The organism is Streptomyces sp. NPDC059142 (assembly GCF_042755665.1).
Lineage (GTDB): Bacteria > Actinomycetota > Actinomycetes > Streptomycetales > Streptomycetaceae > Streptomyces.
Genome location: NZ_JBHZDA010000072.1, coordinates 1 through 20,402 on the forward strand (window position 1 = coordinate 1; position 20,402 = coordinate 20,402).

At 73.2% G+C, this 20,402-nt stretch carries 14 protein-coding genes; 6 read left to right on the forward strand and 8 right to left on the reverse strand.

All coding sequences use genetic code 11. The features are described 5' to 3' along the window. The 3 genes from ACFXPK_RS23410 to ptsP form a co-directional block, all read left to right on the forward strand. Nucleotides 1-235: hypothetical protein (locus ACFXPK_RS23410; protein ID WP_385078299.1), on the forward strand; the 235-nt coding region annotated here is incomplete at its 5' end. A 235-nt stretch (nucleotides 236-470) separates the two neighbouring features. Then, nucleotides 471-920: a PTS glucose transporter subunit IIA gene (locus ACFXPK_RS23415; RefSeq protein ID WP_385007861.1), complete on the forward strand. Its 450-nt coding sequence runs from the start codon at nucleotides 471-473 to the stop codon at nucleotides 918-920. 90 nt (nucleotides 921-1,010) lie between these two features. Beyond that, nucleotides 1,011-2,681, forward strand: a complete 1,671-nt coding sequence (ptsP, locus tag ACFXPK_RS23420) for a phosphoenolpyruvate--protein phosphotransferase (protein WP_385007859.1) — start codon at nucleotides 1,011-1,013, stop codon at nucleotides 2,679-2,681. Between the two features lie 89 nt (nucleotides 2,682-2,770). Here the strand turns inward: ptsP and ACFXPK_RS23425 are convergent, their stop codons facing one another. Next, nucleotides 2,771-3,817: a hypothetical protein gene (locus tag ACFXPK_RS23425; RefSeq protein ID WP_385078302.1), complete on the reverse strand. Its 1,047-nt coding sequence runs from the start codon at nucleotides 3,815-3,817 to the stop codon at nucleotides 2,771-2,773. Between the two features lie 89 nt (nucleotides 3,818-3,906). Then, the gene (locus tag ACFXPK_RS23430) at nucleotides 3,907-5,925 is read right to left on the reverse strand and encodes an acetoacetate--CoA ligase (RefSeq protein ID WP_385078304.1); all 2,019 of its coding nucleotides are present in this window, start codon (nucleotides 5,923-5,925) and stop codon (nucleotides 3,907-3,909) included. Nucleotides 5,926-6,097: 172 nt separating this feature from the next. Between ACFXPK_RS23430 and ACFXPK_RS23435 the strand changes: the two genes are divergently transcribed. Beyond that, a complete protein-coding gene (locus ACFXPK_RS23435) occupies nucleotides 6,098-8,542 on the forward strand; it encodes a TIM-barrel domain-containing protein (protein ID WP_385078307.1) in 2,445 nt (814 codons plus the stop codon). Between the two features lie 43 nt (nucleotides 8,543-8,585). Here the strand turns inward: ACFXPK_RS23435 and ACFXPK_RS23440 are convergent, their stop codons facing one another. Beyond that, nucleotides 8,586-9,125, reverse strand: coding sequence for an NUDIX domain-containing protein (locus tag ACFXPK_RS23440; RefSeq protein ID WP_385006552.1), 540 nt, complete (start codon nucleotides 9,123-9,125; stop codon nucleotides 8,586-8,588). An 81-nt stretch (nucleotides 9,126-9,206) separates the two neighbouring features. Here ACFXPK_RS23440 and ACFXPK_RS23445 point away from each other — a divergent pair, with 81 nt between their 5' ends. Continuing rightward, entirely contained in the window at nucleotides 9,207-10,034 is an 828-nt protein-coding gene (locus ACFXPK_RS23445; RefSeq protein WP_385006550.1) for a M15 family metallopeptidase, read from the forward strand. 111 nt (nucleotides 10,035-10,145) lie between these two features. Here ACFXPK_RS23445 and ACFXPK_RS23450 read toward each other — a convergent pair whose 3' ends face one another. Genes ACFXPK_RS23450 through ACFXPK_RS23465 form a run of 4 tightly spaced genes read right to left on the reverse strand, consistent with a single transcriptional unit; the run spans nucleotide 10,146 to nucleotide 14,475 of the window. Beyond that, a complete protein-coding gene (locus ACFXPK_RS23450) occupies nucleotides 10,146-10,754 on the reverse strand; it encodes an ATP/GTP-binding protein (RefSeq protein WP_384926412.1) in 609 nt (202 codons plus the stop codon). Further along, nucleotides 10,735-11,130, reverse strand: coding sequence for a DUF742 domain-containing protein (locus tag ACFXPK_RS23455; protein WP_329828358.1), 396 nt, complete (start codon nucleotides 11,128-11,130; stop codon nucleotides 10,735-10,737). Before ACFXPK_RS23455 ends, ACFXPK_RS23450 begins: the two co-directional genes overlap by 20 nt. Before the next feature lie 10 nt (nucleotides 11,131-11,140). Further along, entirely contained in the window at nucleotides 11,141-11,581 is a 441-nt protein-coding gene (locus ACFXPK_RS23460) for a roadblock/LC7 domain-containing protein (protein ID WP_329828359.1), read from the reverse strand. Continuing rightward, a complete protein-coding gene (locus tag ACFXPK_RS23465; RefSeq protein ID WP_385006554.1) occupies nucleotides 11,578-14,475 on the reverse strand; it encodes a nitrate- and nitrite sensing domain-containing protein in 2,898 nt (965 codons plus the stop codon). The genes ACFXPK_RS23460 and ACFXPK_RS23465 overlap by 4 nt, the downstream gene beginning before the upstream one ends. Nucleotides 14,476-14,911: 436 nt before the next feature. Here ACFXPK_RS23465 and ACFXPK_RS23470 point away from each other — a divergent pair, with 436 nt between their 5' ends. Continuing rightward, nucleotides 14,912-15,379, forward strand: coding sequence for a hypothetical protein (locus ACFXPK_RS23470; protein WP_385006548.1), 468 nt, complete (start codon nucleotides 14,912-14,914; stop codon nucleotides 15,377-15,379). A gap of 42 nt (nucleotides 15,380-15,421) precedes the next feature. On the opposite strand, the gene ACFXPK_RS23475 is transcribed toward ACFXPK_RS23470, so the two are convergent. After that, a complete protein-coding gene (locus ACFXPK_RS23475) occupies nucleotides 15,422-20,320 on the reverse strand; it encodes a hypothetical protein (protein WP_385078311.1) in 4,899 nt (1,632 codons plus the stop codon). Nucleotides 20,321-20,402 lie beyond the last annotated feature (82 nt).

Below are 20,402 nucleotides of genomic sequence, written 5' to 3' on the forward strand. Positions count from 1 at the left end.
AGATTTTCGACCGGTCGGGGTATCAACATATCTGGCGTTGACTTTTGGCACGCTGTTGAGTTCTCAAGGAACGGACGCTTCCTTCGTACTCACCCGCAGAACATTCTCTGGGGCTTTCCTCCGGGCTTTTCCCTTCGGCATTTCGTGTTTCAAACTCTACCAGGTCTTTTTCGACTTCCTGACCACCGTTCCGCAGGCATGCAAAAGCGGAGTCCGGATGACGATCAAGGCTTGATAGATGCTGCCGACCCCCGACTAGATGTCGTGTTGGTGTCAGGCAGGAGTACGACAGTACATCCCGCCGGCAGGGACAGGCAAATCGTTTCCGGTGCGCCGGAGGCCCGCCAACCGGCAGCTCTTACGCGGAACCGTCACTTCCTATGACTTACCCTTCTGAACAGCGCGTCGTTCCCTCACAGACGGTGACGGCGGCCCTCTGACTTCTTCTCCACCCCCTGGGAGGCTCCTCCATGACCATCGTCGCGGCCCCACTGCCCGGACGTGCCATCGGATTGACCGCCGTTCCCGACCCGGTGTTCGCCGGAGCCATGGTGGGGCCCGGTACCGCCATCGATCCGGAGCGGGCGCCCGGCGAGGTCGTCTCGCCGGTGGACGGGGTCGTCGTCTCCCTTCACCCCCACGCCTTCGTCGTCGTGGACGACGAGGGGCACGGGGTACTGACCCACCTCGGCATCGACACGGTGCAGCTCAACGGCGAGGGCTTCGAACTGCTCGTCAACAAGGGCGACACCGTCCGCCGCGGGCAGGGTGTCGTGCGCTGGGACCCGGCCGCGGTCGAGCAGGCCGGCAAGTCGCCGATCTGCCCCGTCGTGGCGCTGGAGGCCACCCCCGACGCGCTCGGTGACGTCCGCGAGGACGGCGATGTGAAGACCGGCGACACGCTGTTCGGCTGGCAGTGACGCCGGCGACGTATGTCAGGAACGGACGCGGCGCGTCCGTCGTACATCCATCGCGGCGAGCTGGTCGCCGCATAACCGGAGACGGGTGAAATGGAGACAACTCTGCGAGGCGTCGGGGTCAGCCACGGAGTGGCGATCGGCGAGGTCCGGCACATGGGGACCGCGGTGCTCGAACCGCCGGCCAAGCAGATCCCGGTGGAGGAGGCCGAGCGCGAGCAGGGGCGTGCTCACCAGGCTGTCGAGGCCGTGGCCGCCGATCTGGTCGCCCGGGGCAATCTGGCCGGTGGCGAGGCCCAGGCCGTGCTGGAGGCCCAGGCGCTCATGGCCCAGGACCCCGAGCTGATGGCCGATGTGGAGCGGCGCATCGCCGTCGGGTCCACGGCGGAGCGCGGTGTCTACGACGCGTTCGCCTCGTACCGGGCCCTGCTCGCGGGAGCCGGTGAGTACCTCGCCGGACGCGTCGCGGACCTGGACGACGTGCGGAATCGTATCGTCGCCCGGCTGCTCGGGGTTCCGATGCCCGGTGTGCCGGACAGCGACGAGCCGTACGTACTGATCGCGCGCGATCTCGCCCCGGCGGACACCGCGCTGCTCGACCCGGCGCTGGTGCTCGGCTTCGTCACCGAGGAGGGCGGGCCGACGAGTCACAGCGCGATCCTGGCGCGTGCGCTCGGGGTTCCCGCCGTGGTCGCGCTGCCGGGTGCGGGCGAGATCGCCGAGGGCACCGTGATCGCCGTCGACGGCAGCACGGGGGAGATCTTCGTCGAGCCGACGGCCGCGAAGCGTGCCGAGCTGGAGGCCGCGGCCGCCGCGCGCAAGGCCGCGCTCTCCGCGTCCACCGGGCCGGGCGCGACCTCCGACGGGCACAAGGTGCCCCTGCTCGCCAATGTCGGCGGGCCCGGGGATGTACCGGCCGCGGTCGAGGCGGGGGCGGAGGGCGTCGGGCTGTTCCGTACCGAGTTCCTGTTCCTGGACGACAGCGAGCGGGCGCCCTCCGAGGAGAAGCAGATCGAGGCGTACCGCAAGGTCCTCGAAGCGTTCCCCGAGGGCCGGGTGGTCGTGCGGGTGCTGGACGCCGGCGCGGACAAGCCGCTGGACTTCCTGACCCCCGCCGACGAGCCGAACCCGGCGCTGGGCGTGCGCGGGCTGCGCAGTCTGCTGGACCACCCCGATGTGCTGCGCACGCAGCTCACCGCGCTGTCGAAGGCCGCGGCCGGGCTGCCGGTGTATCTGGAGGTCATGGCGCCCATGGTGGCCGACCGCGCCGACGCCAAGGCGTTCGCGGACGCCTGCCGTGAGGCGGGGCTGAACGCGAAGTTCGGTGCGATGGTGGAGATTCCGTCGGCCGCGCTGCGGGCGCGGTCGATCCTCCAGGAGGTCGAGTTCCTTTCGCTGGGGACCAATGACCTGGCCCAGTACACCTTCGCCGCCGACCGTCAGGTGGGCGCCGTCTCTCGGCTCCAGGACCCGTGGCAGCCCGCGCTGCTCGATCTGGTGGCGCTGTCGGCCGAGGGCGCGAAGGCGGAGGGCAAGAGCTGCGGTGTGTGCGGCGAGGCAGCCGCCGATCCGCTGCTCGCCTGTGTGCTCACCGGTCTCGGTGTGACGTCGTTGTCGATGGGTGCGGCCTCGATTCCCTATGTACGGTCGGCGCTGGCCCAGCACACGCTGGCGCAGTGCGAGCGGGCCGCCGCCGCGGCTCGGGCGACGGACTCCGCCGAGGAGGCGCGGAAGGCCGCGCAGGCGGTGCTGTCCGGCGAATGACACCGGTGACCTGGTGATCCGGTGACCTGGTGACCCCCGAGGGGCTTGTCCGCCGTGCACGGCGGACAAGCCCCTTTCCTTGTCTCCGGTCAGTGGTGGGTACCGGTGTCGTCCAGACTCAGGTCGAAGCCCGCGCGGTACTCCACGCCCGGCTCGGGTGAGAGCGGCTCCCCGGTGTCCGCGTCCGTGCAGTAGGCGCTGAAGACTTCGCCCTCGGTGAGGGGGAGGAGGGCGCCGGCGGCCAGGCGCCAGCCGTGCAGCCGGTCCGGGGTGCCCGGGACCGTCGTACGGAGCACCACTCCCCCGGCGCCCTCCAGGGCGACGCCCGCCGCGAGCACGCTGACGAACTCGGCCGCCTCGGACGTGTCGAAGAGGGCCGGCGCGCCGTCGGGGGACAGGCCGCCGTCGAGTGACGTGGCGTGCCCGGGAGGTGGAGCGCCCTCGTAGCGGTCCGCGTGCAGGACGGCCAGGAGCTGTTCGTCGCCCGCCGGGACGCTGCACACGAGATGGTGGGTGCCGGGGCCCGCCTCCTCCAGCAGGCGCAGCAGGATGTGGGAGGCCCGGTCGAAGGCCGCGCGCCCGATGTCCTGTCCGCAGTCGGCGCAGGCGCCGAGGTCGGCGAGGAGTGTCGTCACGTACTCCCAGGTGGCCCTGCGGACGGCGGTGTTGATGAGCTGGGGGACGAGGGCGTCGATGGGCCGGCCGTCGTACGCCACGGCGGCGCCGCTCGCCGGGATGGCGGCGGTGAAGCGGCTGCGGCTGGCCGGGGTGTCCGGGTCGAGCCCCGTGTCCGCGCAGTACGCGGCGAACTCCTCCGGGTCGAAGAGCGCGACGGTGGTGTGCACCCCCTGCTTGGCCAGCGCCCTGAGCAGCCCGTCGAGCTGGCGCAGATAGGCCGCGTGGTCGTCGAAGGTGAAGCTGCGGTAGCTCCGCATCGCCGCGAAGTCCCTTTCGTCGGCGAGGAGGCCGACGATGCTGGGGACTTCGCGGCGCAGCGTGCGCCGCCTGGCCGCGCGGGTGCGGTCGCCCCGGCCGGGGCGCGGGTGGTCGACGGGTGTGTGGTCGATGGGTGTGTGGCCGGTGGGTGTGTGGCCGGTGGACGTGCGGTCGCCGGGTGTGCGGTCGGTGTGCGTCATGACTCCCCCTGAGCACGGTCGATCATTGCTCACTCAGAGTAATCGGGGGGTCTGACAGCCGGGTCCGGCAACCGGGACCGGCCGCCGGTTCAGGGGCGCTCGCGGGCGAGTTCCTCGTAGAACCGGAGCAGTTCGAGGTTGTCGACGGAGCCCGCGTTGACGGCCTTGTCCAGCGCCGTTCCCTGGAGCAGGCGTTTGACGGGCACCTCGATGCGTTTGCCCGTCAGGGTGTGCGGGATGCCGGGGACCTCGATGATCTCGTCCGGGACATGGCGCGGCGAGAGCTGTTCGCGGATCGTCAGCCGGACGCGGGTGCGCAGGGCGTCGTCGAGTGCGGCGCCCTCGGCGAGATGGACGAAGAGCGGCATCCAGTACCCGCCGTCCGGCTCCTCCACGCCGATGACCAGCGATTCCCTGATCTCGGGGAGGCGTTCGACGACTTCGTAGATGTCGGCGGATCCCATCCGTACGCCCTGGCGGTTGAGGGTGGAGTCGGAGCGGCCGTGGATGATGACGGTTCCCCGGTCGGTGACGGTGATCCAGTCGCCGTGGCGCCAGACGCCGGGGAACATCTCGAAGTAGCTGTCGCGGTAGCGGCTGCCGTCGGGGTCGTTCCAGAAGCGGACGGGCATCGAGGGCATGGGCCGGGTGACGACGAGTTCGCCGACCTCCCCGACGACCGGGTGTCCCTCGGGGTCCCACGCCTGGAGGTCGGTGCCGAGACAGGGCGCCTGCAACTCCCCCACGTGGACGGGGAGGGTGGGGACGGCTCCGGCGAAGCAGCTGCACACGTCGGTGCCGCCGCTGACGGAGGCGATCCACAGGTCCTCGGCGACCTCGTCGTGGAGCCAGCGGAATCCGTCGGGCGGCAGTGGTGATCCGGTGGTGGCGACGCAGCCGACGCGCGAGAGGTCGTGGTCGCGGCCGGGGTGCACACCGGCCTTGCGGCAGGCCATGACGTACGCGGCCGAGGTGCCGAAGAGGGTGGCGCCGGTCCGCTCGGCGACGCCCCACTGGGCGTCGACGGACGGATGGCCGGGGCTGCCGTCGTACAGCACGACCGTGGTGCCGGTGAGCAGTCCGGAGACGAGGAAGTTCCACATCATCCAGCCGGTGGAGGTGTACCAGAAGAACCGGTCCTCGGGGCCCAGGTCGCAGTGGAGGCCGAGCTGTTTGACGTGTTCGAGGAGGATGCCGCCCTGGGACTGGACGATCGCCTTGGGCAGTCCGGTGGTGCCGGAGGAGTACAGGACCCACAGGGGGTGGTCGAAGGGGACCTGTTCGTAGACGAAGGCCCGCGGTGTCGCCCCGGAGCCGCCGGGATCGGCTCCGTCCGCGTCCGGTGCCGTGATCTCCGCCCAGTCGAGCGCGCCGTCCGGCGTGGGGGTGCCCAGCAGCGGGATGTGGACCACGGCCCGCAGGGTGGGCAGTTCGCGGCGGAGTTCCGCGACGGTCTCCGTACGGTCGTGCTCCTTGCCGCCGTAGCGGTAGCCGTCGACGGTGAAGAGCACGACGGGTTCGACCTGCTGGAAGCGGTCGAGGACGCCTCGGGCGCCGAAGTCGGGGGCGCAGGAGGTCCAGGTGGCGCCGACGGCCGCGGTGGCGAGGAGCGCCGTGACGGCCTGCGGGATGTTGGGGAGGTAGCCGCTGACCCGGTCTCCGGGGCGTACGCCCAGTTCGCGCAGGCGTGTCGCGAGGGCGGTCACCTGGCGGCGCAGCTCCGCCCAGCTCACCGCGGTCTGCTCGGGGGTCTCGTCGACGTACAGGAGCGCCGGCTGGTGGGCGCGGTCCGGGTCGTCCGCCGTGCGCAGGGCGTGTTCTGCGTAGTTGAGGGTGGCGCCGGGGAACCACTGGGCGCCCGGCATGGAGCGGTCGCCCAGGACCCGTTCGTACGGGGTGGAGAACCGGATGTCGAACCAGTCGGCGACGGCGGCCCAGAAGCTCTCCAGCTCCTCCACCGACCAGCGGTGCAGCGCCGCGTATCCGCCGTCGGCCGGTGCGCCGTACCGCTCGGCCGCCCAGCTCTGGAAGCGGGTGATCCGGGCCGTGGCGATACGGTCCTGGCCCGGCTGCCACAGAGGGGCGTCAGGGCTGGCGGCTGCGGTCATGGGGCGGCTCCCGGCTGGCTCGGCAGTGGTCACGCGGTGACGTGGTACGGACGATGCCATGTGATCGTCGCGGGCACCAGGTTCCGTCACCGATGCCGGGCCGGGGCCGCCACGGGTGAACGGGAGTTGAACGATGTCCCTCGGGGGCGGCGCGGATGGCAGGCTGAGCGGCATGGACGGTCGGGAACTGGTGCGTTCGATGAGAGTGGCCGGATCGGTGCGGGGGCTGCGCTCCGTACGGTCGGCGTGGCGTGGGCGGCGGGCGGACGCCAGAGAGCTGGCCGCGCGCGGTCCGGAGCGGGCCAGGGTGCCGGGTCCGGTCGCGGGGGTGGAGCCGTCGCCGGGCGGGGGGACCGTCCGGTTCGCGCGGGCGGAGCTGCGGGTGTGCGTCATGGTGGGCGGCGCGGTGTTCTGGGGGTGGGACGGGGCGGGTCCGCTGCCGTCGTACGGGCTGGCCGGCGCTCCGCCCGAGCCGGATCCGCGGGCCGGGCTCGAACCGGACAAGGACGGCGGCTGGCGGGTGGTGTCGCAGTGGGTGACGGTGGCGGTGTCGCGCCACGGCGGTGTGGAGATCCGTACGCCGGGGGGTGTGACGCTCCGCCGGGAGCTGCCGCCGCGCTGGTGGGAGCCGGTGGCGGGGGGCGGTGCGCGCTGGGTGCAGCGGACGGAGGTGGCGGCGGACGGGCGGTTCTTCGGTCTGGGCGGCCGGGCGTCGGGGCCGCGGCTGCGCGACGGCACGTACCGGTTGTGGAACACGGATCCGGGCGGTGGCTTCGGTCCTGGGGACGATCCGCTGTACGTGACGATGCCGGTGCAGCTCGTGGTGGCCGACGCGGGGACGCATCTCGCCTTCCACGACAACTCCTGGGACGGCCGCGTGACGCTGCGGGAGGGCGAGGAGGGCGCGGGCTCCGGGCACGACCGGCCGGGCACCAGTGAGCTGCGGATGGAGGGCGGGCCGCTGCGCTGCTGGGTGGTGACCGGTACGCCCGCGCGGGTGCTGCACGGGTGGACGGCGCTGAGCGGGGCGCCGGTGGCGCCGCCGTCCTGGGCGCTCGGGCCGCAGCACGCGCGGTGGGGGTTCGGCAGCGAGCGCGAGGTGCGGCGGATCGTGGCGGGGTACCGCGAGCGGGATCTGCCGCTGTCGGCGGTCCATCTCGACATCGACCACTACGACGCGCATCAGGTCTTCACCGTCGACCGTGGGCGTTTCCCCGATCTGCCGGGGCTCGCGGCGGAGTTGCGCGCGCAGGGGGTCCGGCTGGTGTCGATCGTGGATCCGGCGGTGAAGGCGGAGCCGGGGAACGCGGTGTACGACAGCGGGCGGGCGCTCGGTGCGCGTGCGGGGGGTTCCGGGGGCGGCGGGGCGTTCGTACGGGACGCGCGGGGGCGCCCGGTGCGGGGGGTCGTCTGGCCCGGTGAGTGCGTCTATCCGGATTTCACCGATCCGGTGGTACGTGAGTGGTGGGGCGGGCTGTACGAGGAGCGGCTGGCGCAGGGGTTCGCCGGGGTGTGGCACGACATGAACGAGCCGGTGTCCTTCGCGCCGTTCGGCGATCCGACGCTGCCGCGTTCGTCCCGGCACGCGCTGGAGGGGCGGGGCGGGGACCACCGTGAGGGCCACAACGTGTACGCGCTGACGATGGCGCGGGCCGGGTACGAGGCGTTGCGGCGGCTGCGCCCCGGCGAGCGGCCGTTCCTCTTCTCGCGCTCGGGGTGGGCGGGGATGCAGCGGTACGGCGGGACCTGGTCGGGTGATGTGTCGACGGGGTGGTCCGGGCTGCGCGCGTCGCTGGCGCTGGTGCTGGGTCTCGGGCTGTGCGGGGTGCCGTACTCGGGTCCTGATGTGGGGGGTTTCGACGGAAGTCCGTCGCCGGAGCTGTATCTGCGCTGGTTCCAGCTCGGCGCGTATCTGCCGCTGTTCCGTACGCACGCGGCGATCGACGCGGGGCGCAGGGAGCCGTGGGAGTTCGGGCCTCGGGTGCTGGAGCACGCGCGGGCCGCGCTGGACGAGCGGGAGCGGCTGCGGCCGTACTTCGTGACGCTGGCGCAGCTCGCCGGGGTGACGGGGGCGCCGTATGTCCGGCCGTTGTGGTGGGGGGCGCCGGAGGACCGGGCGCTGCGCGACTGCGAGGACGCGTTTCTGCTGGGTGATTCGCTGCTGGTGGCGCCGGTGCTGACGCGGGGCGCGGACCGGAGGGCGGTGCGGCTGCCGCGGGGGCGGTGGTACGACACGGCGACGGAGGAGGTGTACGAGGGGCCGGGCCAGGTGCTGCTGGACGCGCCGCCTTCCCGTATCCCGGTGCTGGCCAGGGCGGGTGCGGTGATTCCGGTGCGGGGCGCCGACGGCGGTATGGAGCTGGAGGCGTGGGCTCCGGTGGCGGGGCGTGCGGGCGGCGGGCTGGTGGTGCTGGATCCGCAGGAGGCCGGGCGGAAGCCGGCGGAGGGCGCCGGGGACGGTGGTGGCGGCGGTGTGGAGTCCGTGGCGGATCGCGTGCCGGAGGTGGAGCGGTACACGTCGCGGCTGGTGGACGGCGTGGTCCGGGTCGAGCGGGTGACGGACGGGGGCGCGGTGCCGCCGCGATGGCCGGTACGGGTCAGGGGCCGGGCCCGCTGACCCGTACCGGCCACCCTCGGCGGGCGCCGTTGTCTCCGTACGGTCAGCGGCGTGGCGCGGGGGTGTAGCGGCCGGCGAACCAGGCGCGTACGGCCTCGGTGTGGAGGGGGAACGCGAGTTCGGCGGGGGCGCGCAGCAGATGCCGGCCGGAGGTCTCGGCGGTGGGGGCCGGGGGCGGCAGGCTCGCCGCGGGGCGCTCCGGGAGGAGGCCGAAGAGGAGCAGATGGCCGTCGGGCGAGCTGAGCGCGTCGGCGAGGGTGACGTCCCGCTCGGCTGCCTCGATGCCGGTCTCCTCGCGCAGTTCGCGTACGACGGCGTGGGCCCAGCTCTCGTCGTGGTCGACGAAGCCGCCGGGGAGGGCGACGCCGCCGTACGCGGGGGCGATGGCGCGGGTGATGACGACGAGGGAGGTGCCCTGGCGGTCGGTCACCGGCAGGAGGGCGACCGCGACGGGGAGCGGGTTGCGGTAGGCGGTGGCGCCGCAGGCGGGGCAGGTGCGGGGCCAGCCGGCCGCCGCGGGGTAGCGGGCGCCGCAGTGGCCGCAGTGCGCGTGGGCGTCGGTCTTCTTCGGGGGCTCGGACACGCGCGGACTGTACCGGACGCGAGCGGGCTGTATGCGATCGCTCTTCTCCCCCGCCCGTGAAGCTGATAGATCAATATGTTCATGACAGGACTCGCGTTCCGCCGTGCTCTCGCCGTCCTCGCCGCGGGGGCCGCCACGCTGCTCACCGTCACCGCCGCGGCCCCGGCCGCCGGGGCGGCGCCCGTTCCGGCCGTCTCCGGGCCGACGGCTCCTCCGGAGTTCGTCGCCCTGCGGACGGTCGCGCCGACGATCATCCAGGAGATGCGCTATCCGACCCGGCACACCTTCCTGGGCGGGCCGGTGGACGGCTACCGGGAGCCGGTGTGCATCGTCACCCGGTCCACGGCCCTCGCGCTGCGCGCCGCGCAGTCGAGGCTGCTGCGGCAGGGCTACTCGCTGAAGGTGTACGACTGCTACCGGCCGCAACGGGCCGTCGACCACTTCGTGCGCTGGGCGAAGGATCTCCAGGACCAGCGGATGAAGGCGGAGTTCTATCCGCGGGTCGACAAGTCGCGGCTGTTCGAGGACGGTTACATCGCGGAGAAGTCCGGGCACAGCCGGGGCTCCACGGTGGATCTGACGCTCGTGGGACTGCCGGCGCTGCCGACGCGTCCGTACGTACCGGGTGAGCGGCTCGCGCCCTGCTACGGGCCGAAGAAGGAGCGGTTCCCGGACAACTCCGTCGACATGGGAACCGGCTTCGACTGTTTCGACACGCTCTCGCACACTGACGATCCGCGGGTCACGGGCGGGCAGCGGGCGAACCGGCTGCTGCTGAGGTCGGCCCTGGCGGAGGTGGGGTTCACCAACCTGCCCGAGGAGTGGTGGCACTTCACCCACAGGCCGGAGACGTTCCCGGACCGCTACTTCGACTTCCCGGTGGCGTGGCGCTCGGTGACCGGCCACTGAGCCGGCCGGTCGGTGCGGGACGGCCGGGACCACCCCCGTGGGCTCCGGCCGTCCCCCTGGTGGGGGACGCCGGCCGGCCGTTCGCGGTTCTCGTTCCCGGCCGTCGCCCGGTCAGGAGGTGGGCGCGTGCTCGCGCTGGAGGGCGGCGCGGTTCATGGCGTGTTCGACCACCGAGACCAGCACCTCCTTGACGGACTCGCGTTCGCGCGCGTCGCACATCACCAGCGGGACCTCGGGGTCGAGGTCGAGCGCCGAGCGTACGGTCTCGCCGGGGAAGCGGTCGGCCCCTTCGAAGCAGTTGACGGCCACCGTGAAGGGGATGCCGCGCCGTTCGAAGTAGTCGACGGCGGCGAAGGAGTCCGCGAGCCGCCGGGTGTCGGCCAGCACGACGGCGCCCAGGGCGCCCTGGGCCAACTCGTCCCAGAGGAACCAGAAGCGGTCCTGCCCGGGGGTGCCGAAGACGTACAGCACCAGGTCCTCGCGGAGGGTGATCCGGCCGAAGTCCATGGCGACCGTGGTGGTCGTCTTGGACTCGACGCCGTCGACGTCGTCGACGGGCCGGCCGGCCTCGCTCAGCACCTCTTCGGTACGGAGCGGCCTGATCTCGCTCACGGCACCGACGAGGGTGGTCTTGCCCACCCCGAAGCCGCCCGCGACCAGGATCTTCAGCGCCACCGGATCGACCGGACGCTGCCTGCGGCTAGAGCGCCCGAAGACCATTGATCACCTCGCGGAGAATGCTCACGTCCGGCAGCTCGGCCGGCGGAACGGGACGGGTTACACGCACGATTTCGTCCTCGACGAGGTCTCCGACGAGCACTCTGACCACCCCTACGGGGAGGTCGAGGCCCGCCGAGAGCTCGGCGATCGACTGGGGGCTCGTGTAGCAGCGATCCACGATCTCCACGTGCTCGGGGGAGAGCGTCTGGTCCCGGCCGGGGTCACCGGCCTCGGGTTCGCATACGACGAGCGCGATCAGGTCGAGTTGGTGGCGCGTCGCGCTGCTGGTGCGGCCACGCGTCATCGCGTACGGACGCACCACCGGTCCGGCTTCGCCGTCGAACCAGTGCTGCGGATCCTGACCTGAGTCACTCATCTCAGCCCACTCACCCTCCGGCGGGCAGGCCGGTCCGTGGGGCCGTGCCCAGGTGGACCCCGACCCGCTTGACCATGAGCGTCATCTCGTAGGCGACCTGGCCGACGTCCGAGTCCGCGTCGGAGAGGACGGCCAGACAACTGCCGTCGCCCGCCGCGGTGACGAAGAGGAACGCGTCGTCCAGCTCGACCACGGTCTGGCGGACCCTGCCCGCCTCGAAGTGCCGGCCCACGCCCTTGGCGAGGCTGTGGAATCCGGAGGCGACGGCCGCGAGGTGCTCACCGTCCTCGCGCGTCAGGTCCTTCGACGTGCCGGTGGCGAGGCCGTCCCCGGAGAGGACCACCGCTTTACGGATGCTGGCGACCCGCTCGACCAACTCGTCGAGCAGCCAGTTGAGCTCTCCCGCGCCATTGGGGTCGGTGGAGCGTGCTGCGACATTCGGTGCGGTCATCGACCGTCCCCCTCCGATGTGGTTCCTTGTGTCCCGGCCGGGCCGCCGGTGTCGTCGGCGTCGTTCTGCCGACGACCGCGCTGCCAGCCGCGTTGGAGCGACGCCATACGGCTGCGGACCTCGTCCGCGTCCCGCTCGCCTTCCTGGCCCGCGACGGGTCCCGGGCCGGAGTTCGTGTCCTGTGCGACGTCCCTCAACTGGGGGGCCAGGCTGGCCTGCCGGACCCGGCGAGGCAGTCCGTCGATCATGGGCGGGGCCTCGTCCGACGGTGTTCCCGCCGGTGTGCGGCGGGAGGTCTGCGACGGTACGCCCGAACGGGTACGTCCGCCCGCTCCGCCCGGTGCCGGCCGGTCCTGCGCCGAGGCGCCGCGCTCCGGTTCGTCCACGCGCCGGCCGCGGTCCGCGACCAGGGTCGGGGGCTTGCGGCGGGGCAGCACCGGCTCGTCGGCGGAGCCGGCGTCGGGTCCGGTACCGGGAGCCTGGTCGTAGCGGGCGTGCCGGCCGCGCGGGGCCGGGGTGGCCCGGCCGTCGCGGCGCTCGCGGAAGTCGCGGGTGTCGTCGCGCCGGTTCTCGTCCCGCAGCTCGCGCAGTTCGTCACGGCTCATCCGGGCGTCCCGTACGTCGTACAGGTCCCCTCTGCCGTCACGGGCGTCCCGTACGTCGTGGTCGTCGCGGGTGTCGCGACGCCCCTGGGTGTCGTGGGTGCCCTGGGGGGCGTCACGGAGGTGCTCACGCGCGCGGAACAGTCCGCCACGCTCGCTCTCCGTGTCATCGAGATCGCCGATGCCGTCACCTCCGCCGAGTACCGGCCCGCTGTCGGCGCCCAAGGCACCGACAGGTGCTTCGAGTTCGACCGGGCCGTCGAGCACGGACGGGCCGCTGCCCAGTCCGGTGGGGACCTGCGCCAGGGCGGTGAGCCGTCCACCGCCGGAGTCGGTCCGGCCGCGCCCCCGCTCCAGGGCGTTCTTGCGGTCGAGCCGGAAGCCGGTGCCCTCGGTCTCGGGGGCGTCGGTGAGCAGCGCGACGGGCAGGAAGACGATCGCCGTCGTACCGCCGTAGGGGGAAGGCTGGAGGGAGACCCGTACGTTCTGCCGCTGGGCGAGCCGGCTGACGACGAACAGTCCGAGCCGGTCGGTGTCCGACAGTTCGAACTCGGGGGTCTCCGCGAGCCGGAGGTTCGCGTCGAGCAGCACCTCGGGGGCCATGCCCAGACCGCGGTCGTGGATCTCCAGGGTGAAGCCGTTCGCGACCCGCTCGCCGTGCACCTGCACCGCGGTGTGCGGGGGCGAGAACACCGTGGCGTTCTCCAGGAGTTCCGCGATGAGGTGGGTGAGGTCGGCCACGGCGGGGCCGCCGACACCGATCCGCGGGAGCCTGCGGACCTCGATGCGCTCGTAGTCCTCGACCTCCGCGACGGCGGCGCGCACGACGTCCATGAGCTGGACGGGCTTGCGCCACTGGCGGGAGGGGGCGGCGCCGGAGAGGATCACGAGACCCTCGGCGTGCCGGCGCATACGGGTGGTGAGGTGGTCGAGGCGGAAGAGGTCGGCCAGCTCCTCGGTGTCCTCCGTACGGCGCTCCATGGTGTCCAGGAGCGTGAGCTGACGGTGGAGCAGGACCTGGTTGCGCCGGGCGAGGTTGACGAACACCTCGGAGACGCCGCGCCGCAGATCGGCCTGTTTGACGGCGGCCTCGACGGCGGCGCGCTGAAGCGTGTTGAGGGCCTGGCCGACCTGGCCGACCTCGTCCCTCTCGTATTCGAGGCGCGGCGCCTCGGTCTCCACGTCGACGGGGTCGCCCGCGGCGAGCCTGCGCATGACGCTCGGCAGGCGCACGCCGGAGACCTCGTGGGCCTCCTTGCGGAGCCGGGAGAGGTCGCGGATCAGGTCACGGCCGACGCGGGTGGAGACGAAGATGGAGATCAGGAGGGTGAGCAGGCCCAGCGCCGCGGCGAGTCCGGTCCTGACGAAGATGTCCTGGCGTACGGGGTCGATGTGATCCCGGTACAGGGTGCTGGCCTCGGCGCTCTCCTCGGTGAGGTCGCTGAGGACGGAGGCGGTCATCCGCTGCCAGCTCTTGGCGCTGACCGACTTCGGGTTCTTGGCCGGGCCGGCGGCGATGAGGCGGTCCTCCGTCTCGCGCAGCTCCAGGGTGGCCGGGGTGCGCCAGTACTGCTCCAGCGTCGAGCGGTCGGAGAGCGGCAGGTCGGCCAGGTTGGACTCGTAGAGCAGGACGCGGTTGGCGACCAGGTCGGAGGTGCCGCGCAGGTCCTCGGCGGTCATCTCGCGGCCGACCAGCGCGGAGGCGACGAGCGCGTCCTCGCGGGAGAGCATCTCCTTGGCGCGGTCCAGGCCGATCAGCGCACGGCCCCAGTTGTCGCCGTCCATGTCCTCGGTGCTGTAGAGCGACGCGAGGACGTTGTGGCTGGGGTCGATGAGCTTGTTGTAGAAGTCGAGGGCACCCTCGCGGGTGACGGTGCTCTCCTCGACGGAGCGGCGCATCAGGTCGAGGCCGCCCAGGTCGTCGAGGAGCCGGCCGAGCCGCTCGGAGGTGATGGTGTCCATCCGGTCGCGTACGCCGGACTCGGAGTTGCGCCTGACCTTGGTCAGCGCCCGGTCCGTGTCGCTCCGGCGGCTGCGCAGCTCGGTCAGCGAATCGGCGGCCTCGGGGTCCGCCAGGAAGATCAGCGTCTGGCGGCGCTCGCTCTGGAGGACCCGGATGCTGTCCTCCACCGGGTGGCCGATTTCCTTGATCGCGTAGCTGACATCGATGAGCTGCTTGGCCGGAGTCCCGGCGAGCGTGGTCGCGAGCCCCCAGAGAACGGTGAGCCCGATGAGCGGCACGAGCAGCAGCGCCACGATCTTCCGGCGGATGGATTTCCCGCGAAAGCGCATGGCCTCCCCCTGGTCGATCCCCGCCTGTTGCGGGAGATACTTCGTCAGCAAACGGCGCGAGCCTACTACTGTCACACCGGCAACTCGAAGACACGTCCGTATGTTTTTCAGCCGCCCCCTGACTCCTTGATCATGAGTTGTCCCGGTATTCGGCGAGATGACGTCCGCCTGCGGTGGAGGCGTTTCACAGGGGAAGACAGCTACTGGTCAAGACAGATGGCCGAAAACATTCGTTTGACGGTCCGGTGGGGAATCTTTGTGGGCGGACATTCGTCCTTATGTACGGGGATCAGGGGGAAGCACAGCGCACGGCGAGCGGCGCGCGCATCACGTTTCGGGGCCGGTTCGGTTCCGGGACGGCGTGAAGCGTGACGAGCCGGGCAGTCACCCTTGATACGGACAGCGGGTTGGGGAGCGGGTTGGGGAGTGACGGTCCATGAAGACGGATGAGCGGCGGGGTGCGGTGTCGGCGGGCGAGTTCGAGCAGGTCTCGCGCGGGCTGTGGGTCGAGGAGCCCGCGCGGTCCTACCGCCTGCCGGATCCGGTCAGGACGGCCGCGGTCCGGGCGGTCATCATCACCGCCGTGACACTGATTCAAGCCATGACCGCGTTCCTCAGCACGCTCGCGGGGTCCTGGCTGGCCTTCCCGATGGTGCTGAGCAGCGTGGCCTCGACGGTGGTGGCCACCTGGGGCGTGCTGGACGTCTGGGTCACGCGCCAGGTGTGGAACCAGCGGTACGGAGTGGTCTCCGCGCCCAGCAGTACGGCGCGGCAATTGCGCCGTGAGCGGCGCAGGGCGCGCCGGGCCGCCAGGAGCGCGGCGCGCGCCGGGGTGCGGATACCGCCGGCGGGCGCGCCCGCCAGGAGCGAGGAGCAGACCCCGGGCGGGCTCAAGGCGGCCTGACCACCGGAACGGCCCTGGTTCCGGGGGCCGTTGCGGGTGCTGTTACGGCTCCCTCACGGCCTCCGGCGCCGGGTCAGGGTCCGGGCTGGCTGCCGGGGCCGGGATCGGGGCGGACGCGGGGGCGGAGCCGGACGCGGGCTCGGAGGCCGGGTCCGGGGCGGAGGCCGGGTCCGGGGCTGAGACCGGGTCCGGGGCTGAGACCGGGTCCGGGGTGCGCTTGAACATGCGGGTCGCGGTGATCTCGCCGTGCACGGGCTCGCCGTCCGGGTCCCGCTGCGGCAGCCCGGGCCGCAGATGCTCCTCCACGCTGATGTACTTCAGCCCCGCGCGCAGATCCGCGTCATTGCGCAACCTGATGACCAGCGGGAACTCGGCGAGCGCCGTCGTGTCGAAGAGGCCGGTCGTGTAGAGGAGCTGCACGCCCAGCGCGTCCGAGACCGCGCGCTGGAGTTCCAGCAGATAGGTGGCGTTGGCGCGGCCGATCGGGTTGTCGAGGAAGAGCGTGCCCGCGTGCCGGTGCTTGTCCCTCCCCCGGTCGTTGCTGCGCAGCGCCGCCATCGTGCAGTACAGGGCGATCGCCGCGGTCAGGAGCTGACCGCCGGAGAAGACGTCGCCCATCTGTCCGACGGGTACGCGCTCGGCGCGCAGCACGGCGTCGGGCTTGAGGATCTCCACGGCGATGCCCCTGGGTTCGAGCGCCGCCTGCACCCCGCGCAGCAGCAGGGACATGCCGTCCCTGCGCAGGTCGGAGTTCTTCTTGAGAGCGGCGCTGGTCGCCTCGTCGATGACCTCGCCCAGCCGCTCGGTGAGCGTCGCGCGGTCCGGTTCCTCGAAGCGGATCCGCAGGAACTCCTGTCCCGACCACTCCCCCAGCCCCTCGGGCAGCCGCGAGAGCCGCTGCGCCGAACGGAGCGTCGTCAGCGCGGACTCCACCAGCCCGCGCAGCCGGTCGACGATGGAGTCGCGGTTGCGCTCCAACTGCGCCAGCTCGTCGGTCAGGACCCGCAGCCGGGGCGCGAACGCCTGCTCCCACGCGGCCGCGTGCTCGGGCAGGGCGGACGCGGGCAGTTCACGGATCTGCTGTCTGGCGGGGGTGCGCACCTGTTCGTACCGGGTGGAGTTGGCGTGCCGTACGAGCACGTCGCACGCCTCCCGTACGCCCGCCTCCGCCGCGGAGAGGTCGGCCGCGCAGGCGCGCAGTGAGCGGCGGGCCTCCGAGGTCGAGTGGCGGGCCTCCTCCAGGGTGCCCGTGTACGGCTCCGGGGGGCGCGGCGTCTCCTCGGCGTCGGACTCCTCGGTGACGGCGCCGCGCAGCAGGTCGCGCAGGAGCGCCGCCGTCTCGTCGAAGCCGCCGGCGGCCTCCTCGGCGGCGCGGTGCGCGTACAGCAGCTCGCCGTGCGCGCCCCGCGCGGTCTCCAGCGCGTCGGACCGTACGGCCAGTTCGGTGGTGGCCGTACGGAGCAGGGCCTGAGCCTGCTCGGCGTCGGCGGGGACCTGGTCCTCGGGGAGTTCGGTGTGGGTGTCGCCGTCGTCGGGGGCGAGACGTTCGGCCTCGCCGCGGAACCGGCCCAGTTGCTCACTGGCGGCCGAGGCGCGCGACTCCAGCATCTGGACCAGGGACTCGGCGCGGGCCGCGGCGGCCTGCCGGGACGGTCCGTCGGCCCCGTCGGTGGATTCCAGGAGCTGGGCGGCGCGGGTGCGGACCTTGTTGGTGAGCCGGTCCAGTTCGGCGAGCGCGCCGCTCTCGTCGCTCTCCGCGCGGGCCTGTTCGGCGCGCAGATCGGCGCCGACGCCCACCTTCTCGTACAGCTGGGAGGCCGCCCGGTACGCCTCGCGCAGCGCGGGCAGCGCGGCGCGCGGGGCGTCCGGCGCCGCCTCGGGGATCGTCTCGGGGGCGCCGGCGATCTCGGCGCGCTCGGCGCGCAGGGCGCGTGCGGTACGGCGCGCGTCGTCGCCCGCGCGCTGGGCGGCCCTGCGGTCCTCGTCGGCGGCGCGGGCCCGCTCCAGCCGGACCGCCGCGCGTGCCTCGTACTCGGCGGCGTCGTCGGTCAGTTCCCGCAGCTTGGCCTGCCAGCCGGAGCGCTCGCGGAGCCGGAACGCGAGGCCGGAGAGCACATCGGCGGCCCGGCGGGCGCGCTGGGCGGTCTCCTGGCGCTCGTCGCGCACCCGGGCGGTGTCGGCGGCGGTCTCGTCCGCCTCGGCCCGTACCGTACGCGCCTCGGTGAGCGCGGCCGCGGCCGTCTCCGCGCTCTCCCGGGCCGTGGCCACGGCGGCGGACAGCTCCGTGAGCATGCCGGGCGGGCAGTCGGCGCGCCAGGATCCGATCCTGGCGGCGAGCGAGCGGTCGCCGGTCAGCCGGGCGGCGAGGGTACGGATCTCCTCGTCGCGGGCGGCGGCGCGGGCGCGCAGCGTCTGCCGCTCCTCGTCGGCGGCGTGTTCGTCGTGCATGGCCGGGTTCGGCGGTACGAGGAAGACGCCGCTGTCGGCGGCGGTGTCCGCGCCGGGCGCGGGCACCGGGGCCAGCAGCGCGGCGGCGGTGCCGACGGCGACGGTGGAGCGGGGCAGCAGGGCTGCGCCGGAGAGCGCTTCCCGGGCGCGGGCGTGCGAGTCGGGGTCGGTGATCACGACGCCGTCGACCAGCTCGGGCCGGGCGGCCAGGACGGCGGCGTGGTCGGCGGGGTCGACGGCCTGGGCGAGATAGCGCCAGCCGGGGAGGGCGGGGATGCCGTGCTCGCCGAGGAATTCGACGGTGGCGAGCACGTCGGGGCCCGCGGGCAGCAGCCCTCCGTCTCCGAGGGCGCCGAGGATCCGCGCGTCGTCGGCGGCGGCGGTCCGCAGCTCGAAGAGGCTCCGCTCGGCGGAGGTGATGCCCTGGTCGAGGAGTTCGCGCAGCTCGTCGGCGTACCGGTCCAGCTCCTCGGGGCTCAGGGGGCCCTCGGCGGTCCGCGGGGACGGCTGCCTCCGGCGTGCGTCGGGGCCGTCCTGCGCGCCGTGCGGTTCTCCGTCGCTCCCGTGGTGGTCCGTGTCCGGGTCCGGGTCCTGGCCGGTGCGCTGCCCCGGGACCGCGTTCCGCGCGGGGGCCGAGGCGGCGGCCGTCGTGGGCAGGCTGAGCAGTTCGCCGAGGCGTTCGTCCCCGGCGATGGACTCGGCGGCGCGGCGCTCGGCCTCGTAGGACTGCTCCGCGGCGCGGGCGGCGTCGGCGGCGCGGGCGGCGGCCAGTTCGGCGCGGGATTCGGCGGACGCCGCCTCCCTGGCCCGGTCCCCCGCCGTACGCGCCGAGTCGCGTGCCGCGTCCCACAGGGCGACGGCGGTCTTCTCGGCGTCGCTGGCGGCGAGCGCGGCGCGGGCCGGATCGGCGTCGGGCGCGGTGTCGTCGAGCCAGCCGGCCCGGACCGCCTCTGCGGTCTCCTGCTCGACCTCGGCGAGGCGCTGGCGCAGATGGCCGGCCTCGCTGCGGGCGCGCTGCGCGTCGGTGGCGGCGGAGGTCGCGTCGCGGTGGGCGGCCTCGCCGGTCTCCTGGAGGGTGGCGGAGCGCTCCTCCTCCTCGTTCGCGAGGCGCTCGCCCTCCTCGGCGGCGGCGTGCAGCGCCCGGACGAGATCGGCGGCGGCGGTGGCGCGGGCGGCCAGCGCGGGCGCCGCGTCGCGCTCGGCCTCCCGGATCGCGACGGCCACGCGCGCGGAGCGGTCGGCGGCCGCCCGGTGACGCAGCACGTTCTCGGCGGCCTGCCAGGCGGAGTGGAGCGTCCGGGCGTCGGTCAGCTCCCGGCGCTGGGCGGCGGCGCGCTTCTCGGCGGCGGTGAGGGCCAGGGAGGCGTGCCGGTAGGCGAGTTCGGCGGCGATCAGCGCGCTGCGGCCGCGCGCCCGCTCGGCCTCGGTGACGGTGTGGGCGGCGGCGGTGACCTGCTGGGCGAGGTCGGCGGCCCGGCCGCGCTCCTCATCGGCGCGCCCGGTGAGCCGTGTGACGAGCGTACGGGCGCGGCGCTCGGCGCCCGCGTGGACGTCGCGGGCGCGGGAGCGGGTCCCGGTCGCCTCCACGATCCGGCCGAGGAGATCGACGGACCCCGCGGTGAAGTCGCGCTCCGCGGTGAGTTCGGCACGGCGGCCCAGCTTGTTGCCGAAGCCTCCGACCAGATCGGCGAGGCCGTCGGTGTCCCGGGTGTCGGTGACGGCGCGCAGCAGGAGGTCGGTGAAGTCGGAGTCCTTCTTGACGGCGAAGAGACCGGCGGCCTCGCCCTCGTCGGCATTCATCTCGCGCTGGTAGCGGAAGAGTTCGGGGTCGAGGCCCAGATCGCCGAGGTGTTCGTTCCAGCGGTCGTGGATCTCCTCCCAGTGGACGTCGAGATGCGGATAGAACTTGCCCGCCTCGGTGATGGCGTCCCGGAACCCCTTCATGGTGCGGCGCCTGCCGCGCGCGCCGGAGACGCCTTCGACGGGCGGCCGGACGGCGGTGGACTCGGCGACCGGCAGCGAGTCGAGGCTGAGCCCGGGGCCCGGCCGGAAGGAGTACCAGCCCTCGGCGAACTTGCGCGGGTCGTTGGAGACCTGCCGGCCGCGCCATTCGCTGGCCTTGCCGACGACGACGAGTTCCCCGGTGAGGGTGTGCTGCCACTCCAGGGCGACATGGCCGCAGTCGTCGGCCAGCAGGAACTTGCGCAGCACGCCGGAGCTGGCGCCGCCGAGGGTGTTGCGGTGTCCTGGCAGCATCACCGAGAAGATCAGCTTGAGCAGGACGGACTTGCCGCCGCCGTTCTCCAGGAAGAGGACGCCCGCGGGGGCGGGGCGGCGCGGCGGGCCGACCGGGTCCTCCTCGAAGAACTCCGCCTGGGTGGGCGCGGGCCGGGGTACGGGCGCGCCCACGCCGCGCAGGTCGAGCACGGTGTCGGCGTAGCGCGCGCCGGCGGGGCCGATGGAGTAGAGGCGGACCCGGGACAGCTCGTACATGGCGGACTCTCGTCTGGTGGATGGCGGTGGGGCGGGTCGGTGGGGTGGATGGTGCGGCGGGTGGGTGCGGGTGTGCGGGTCG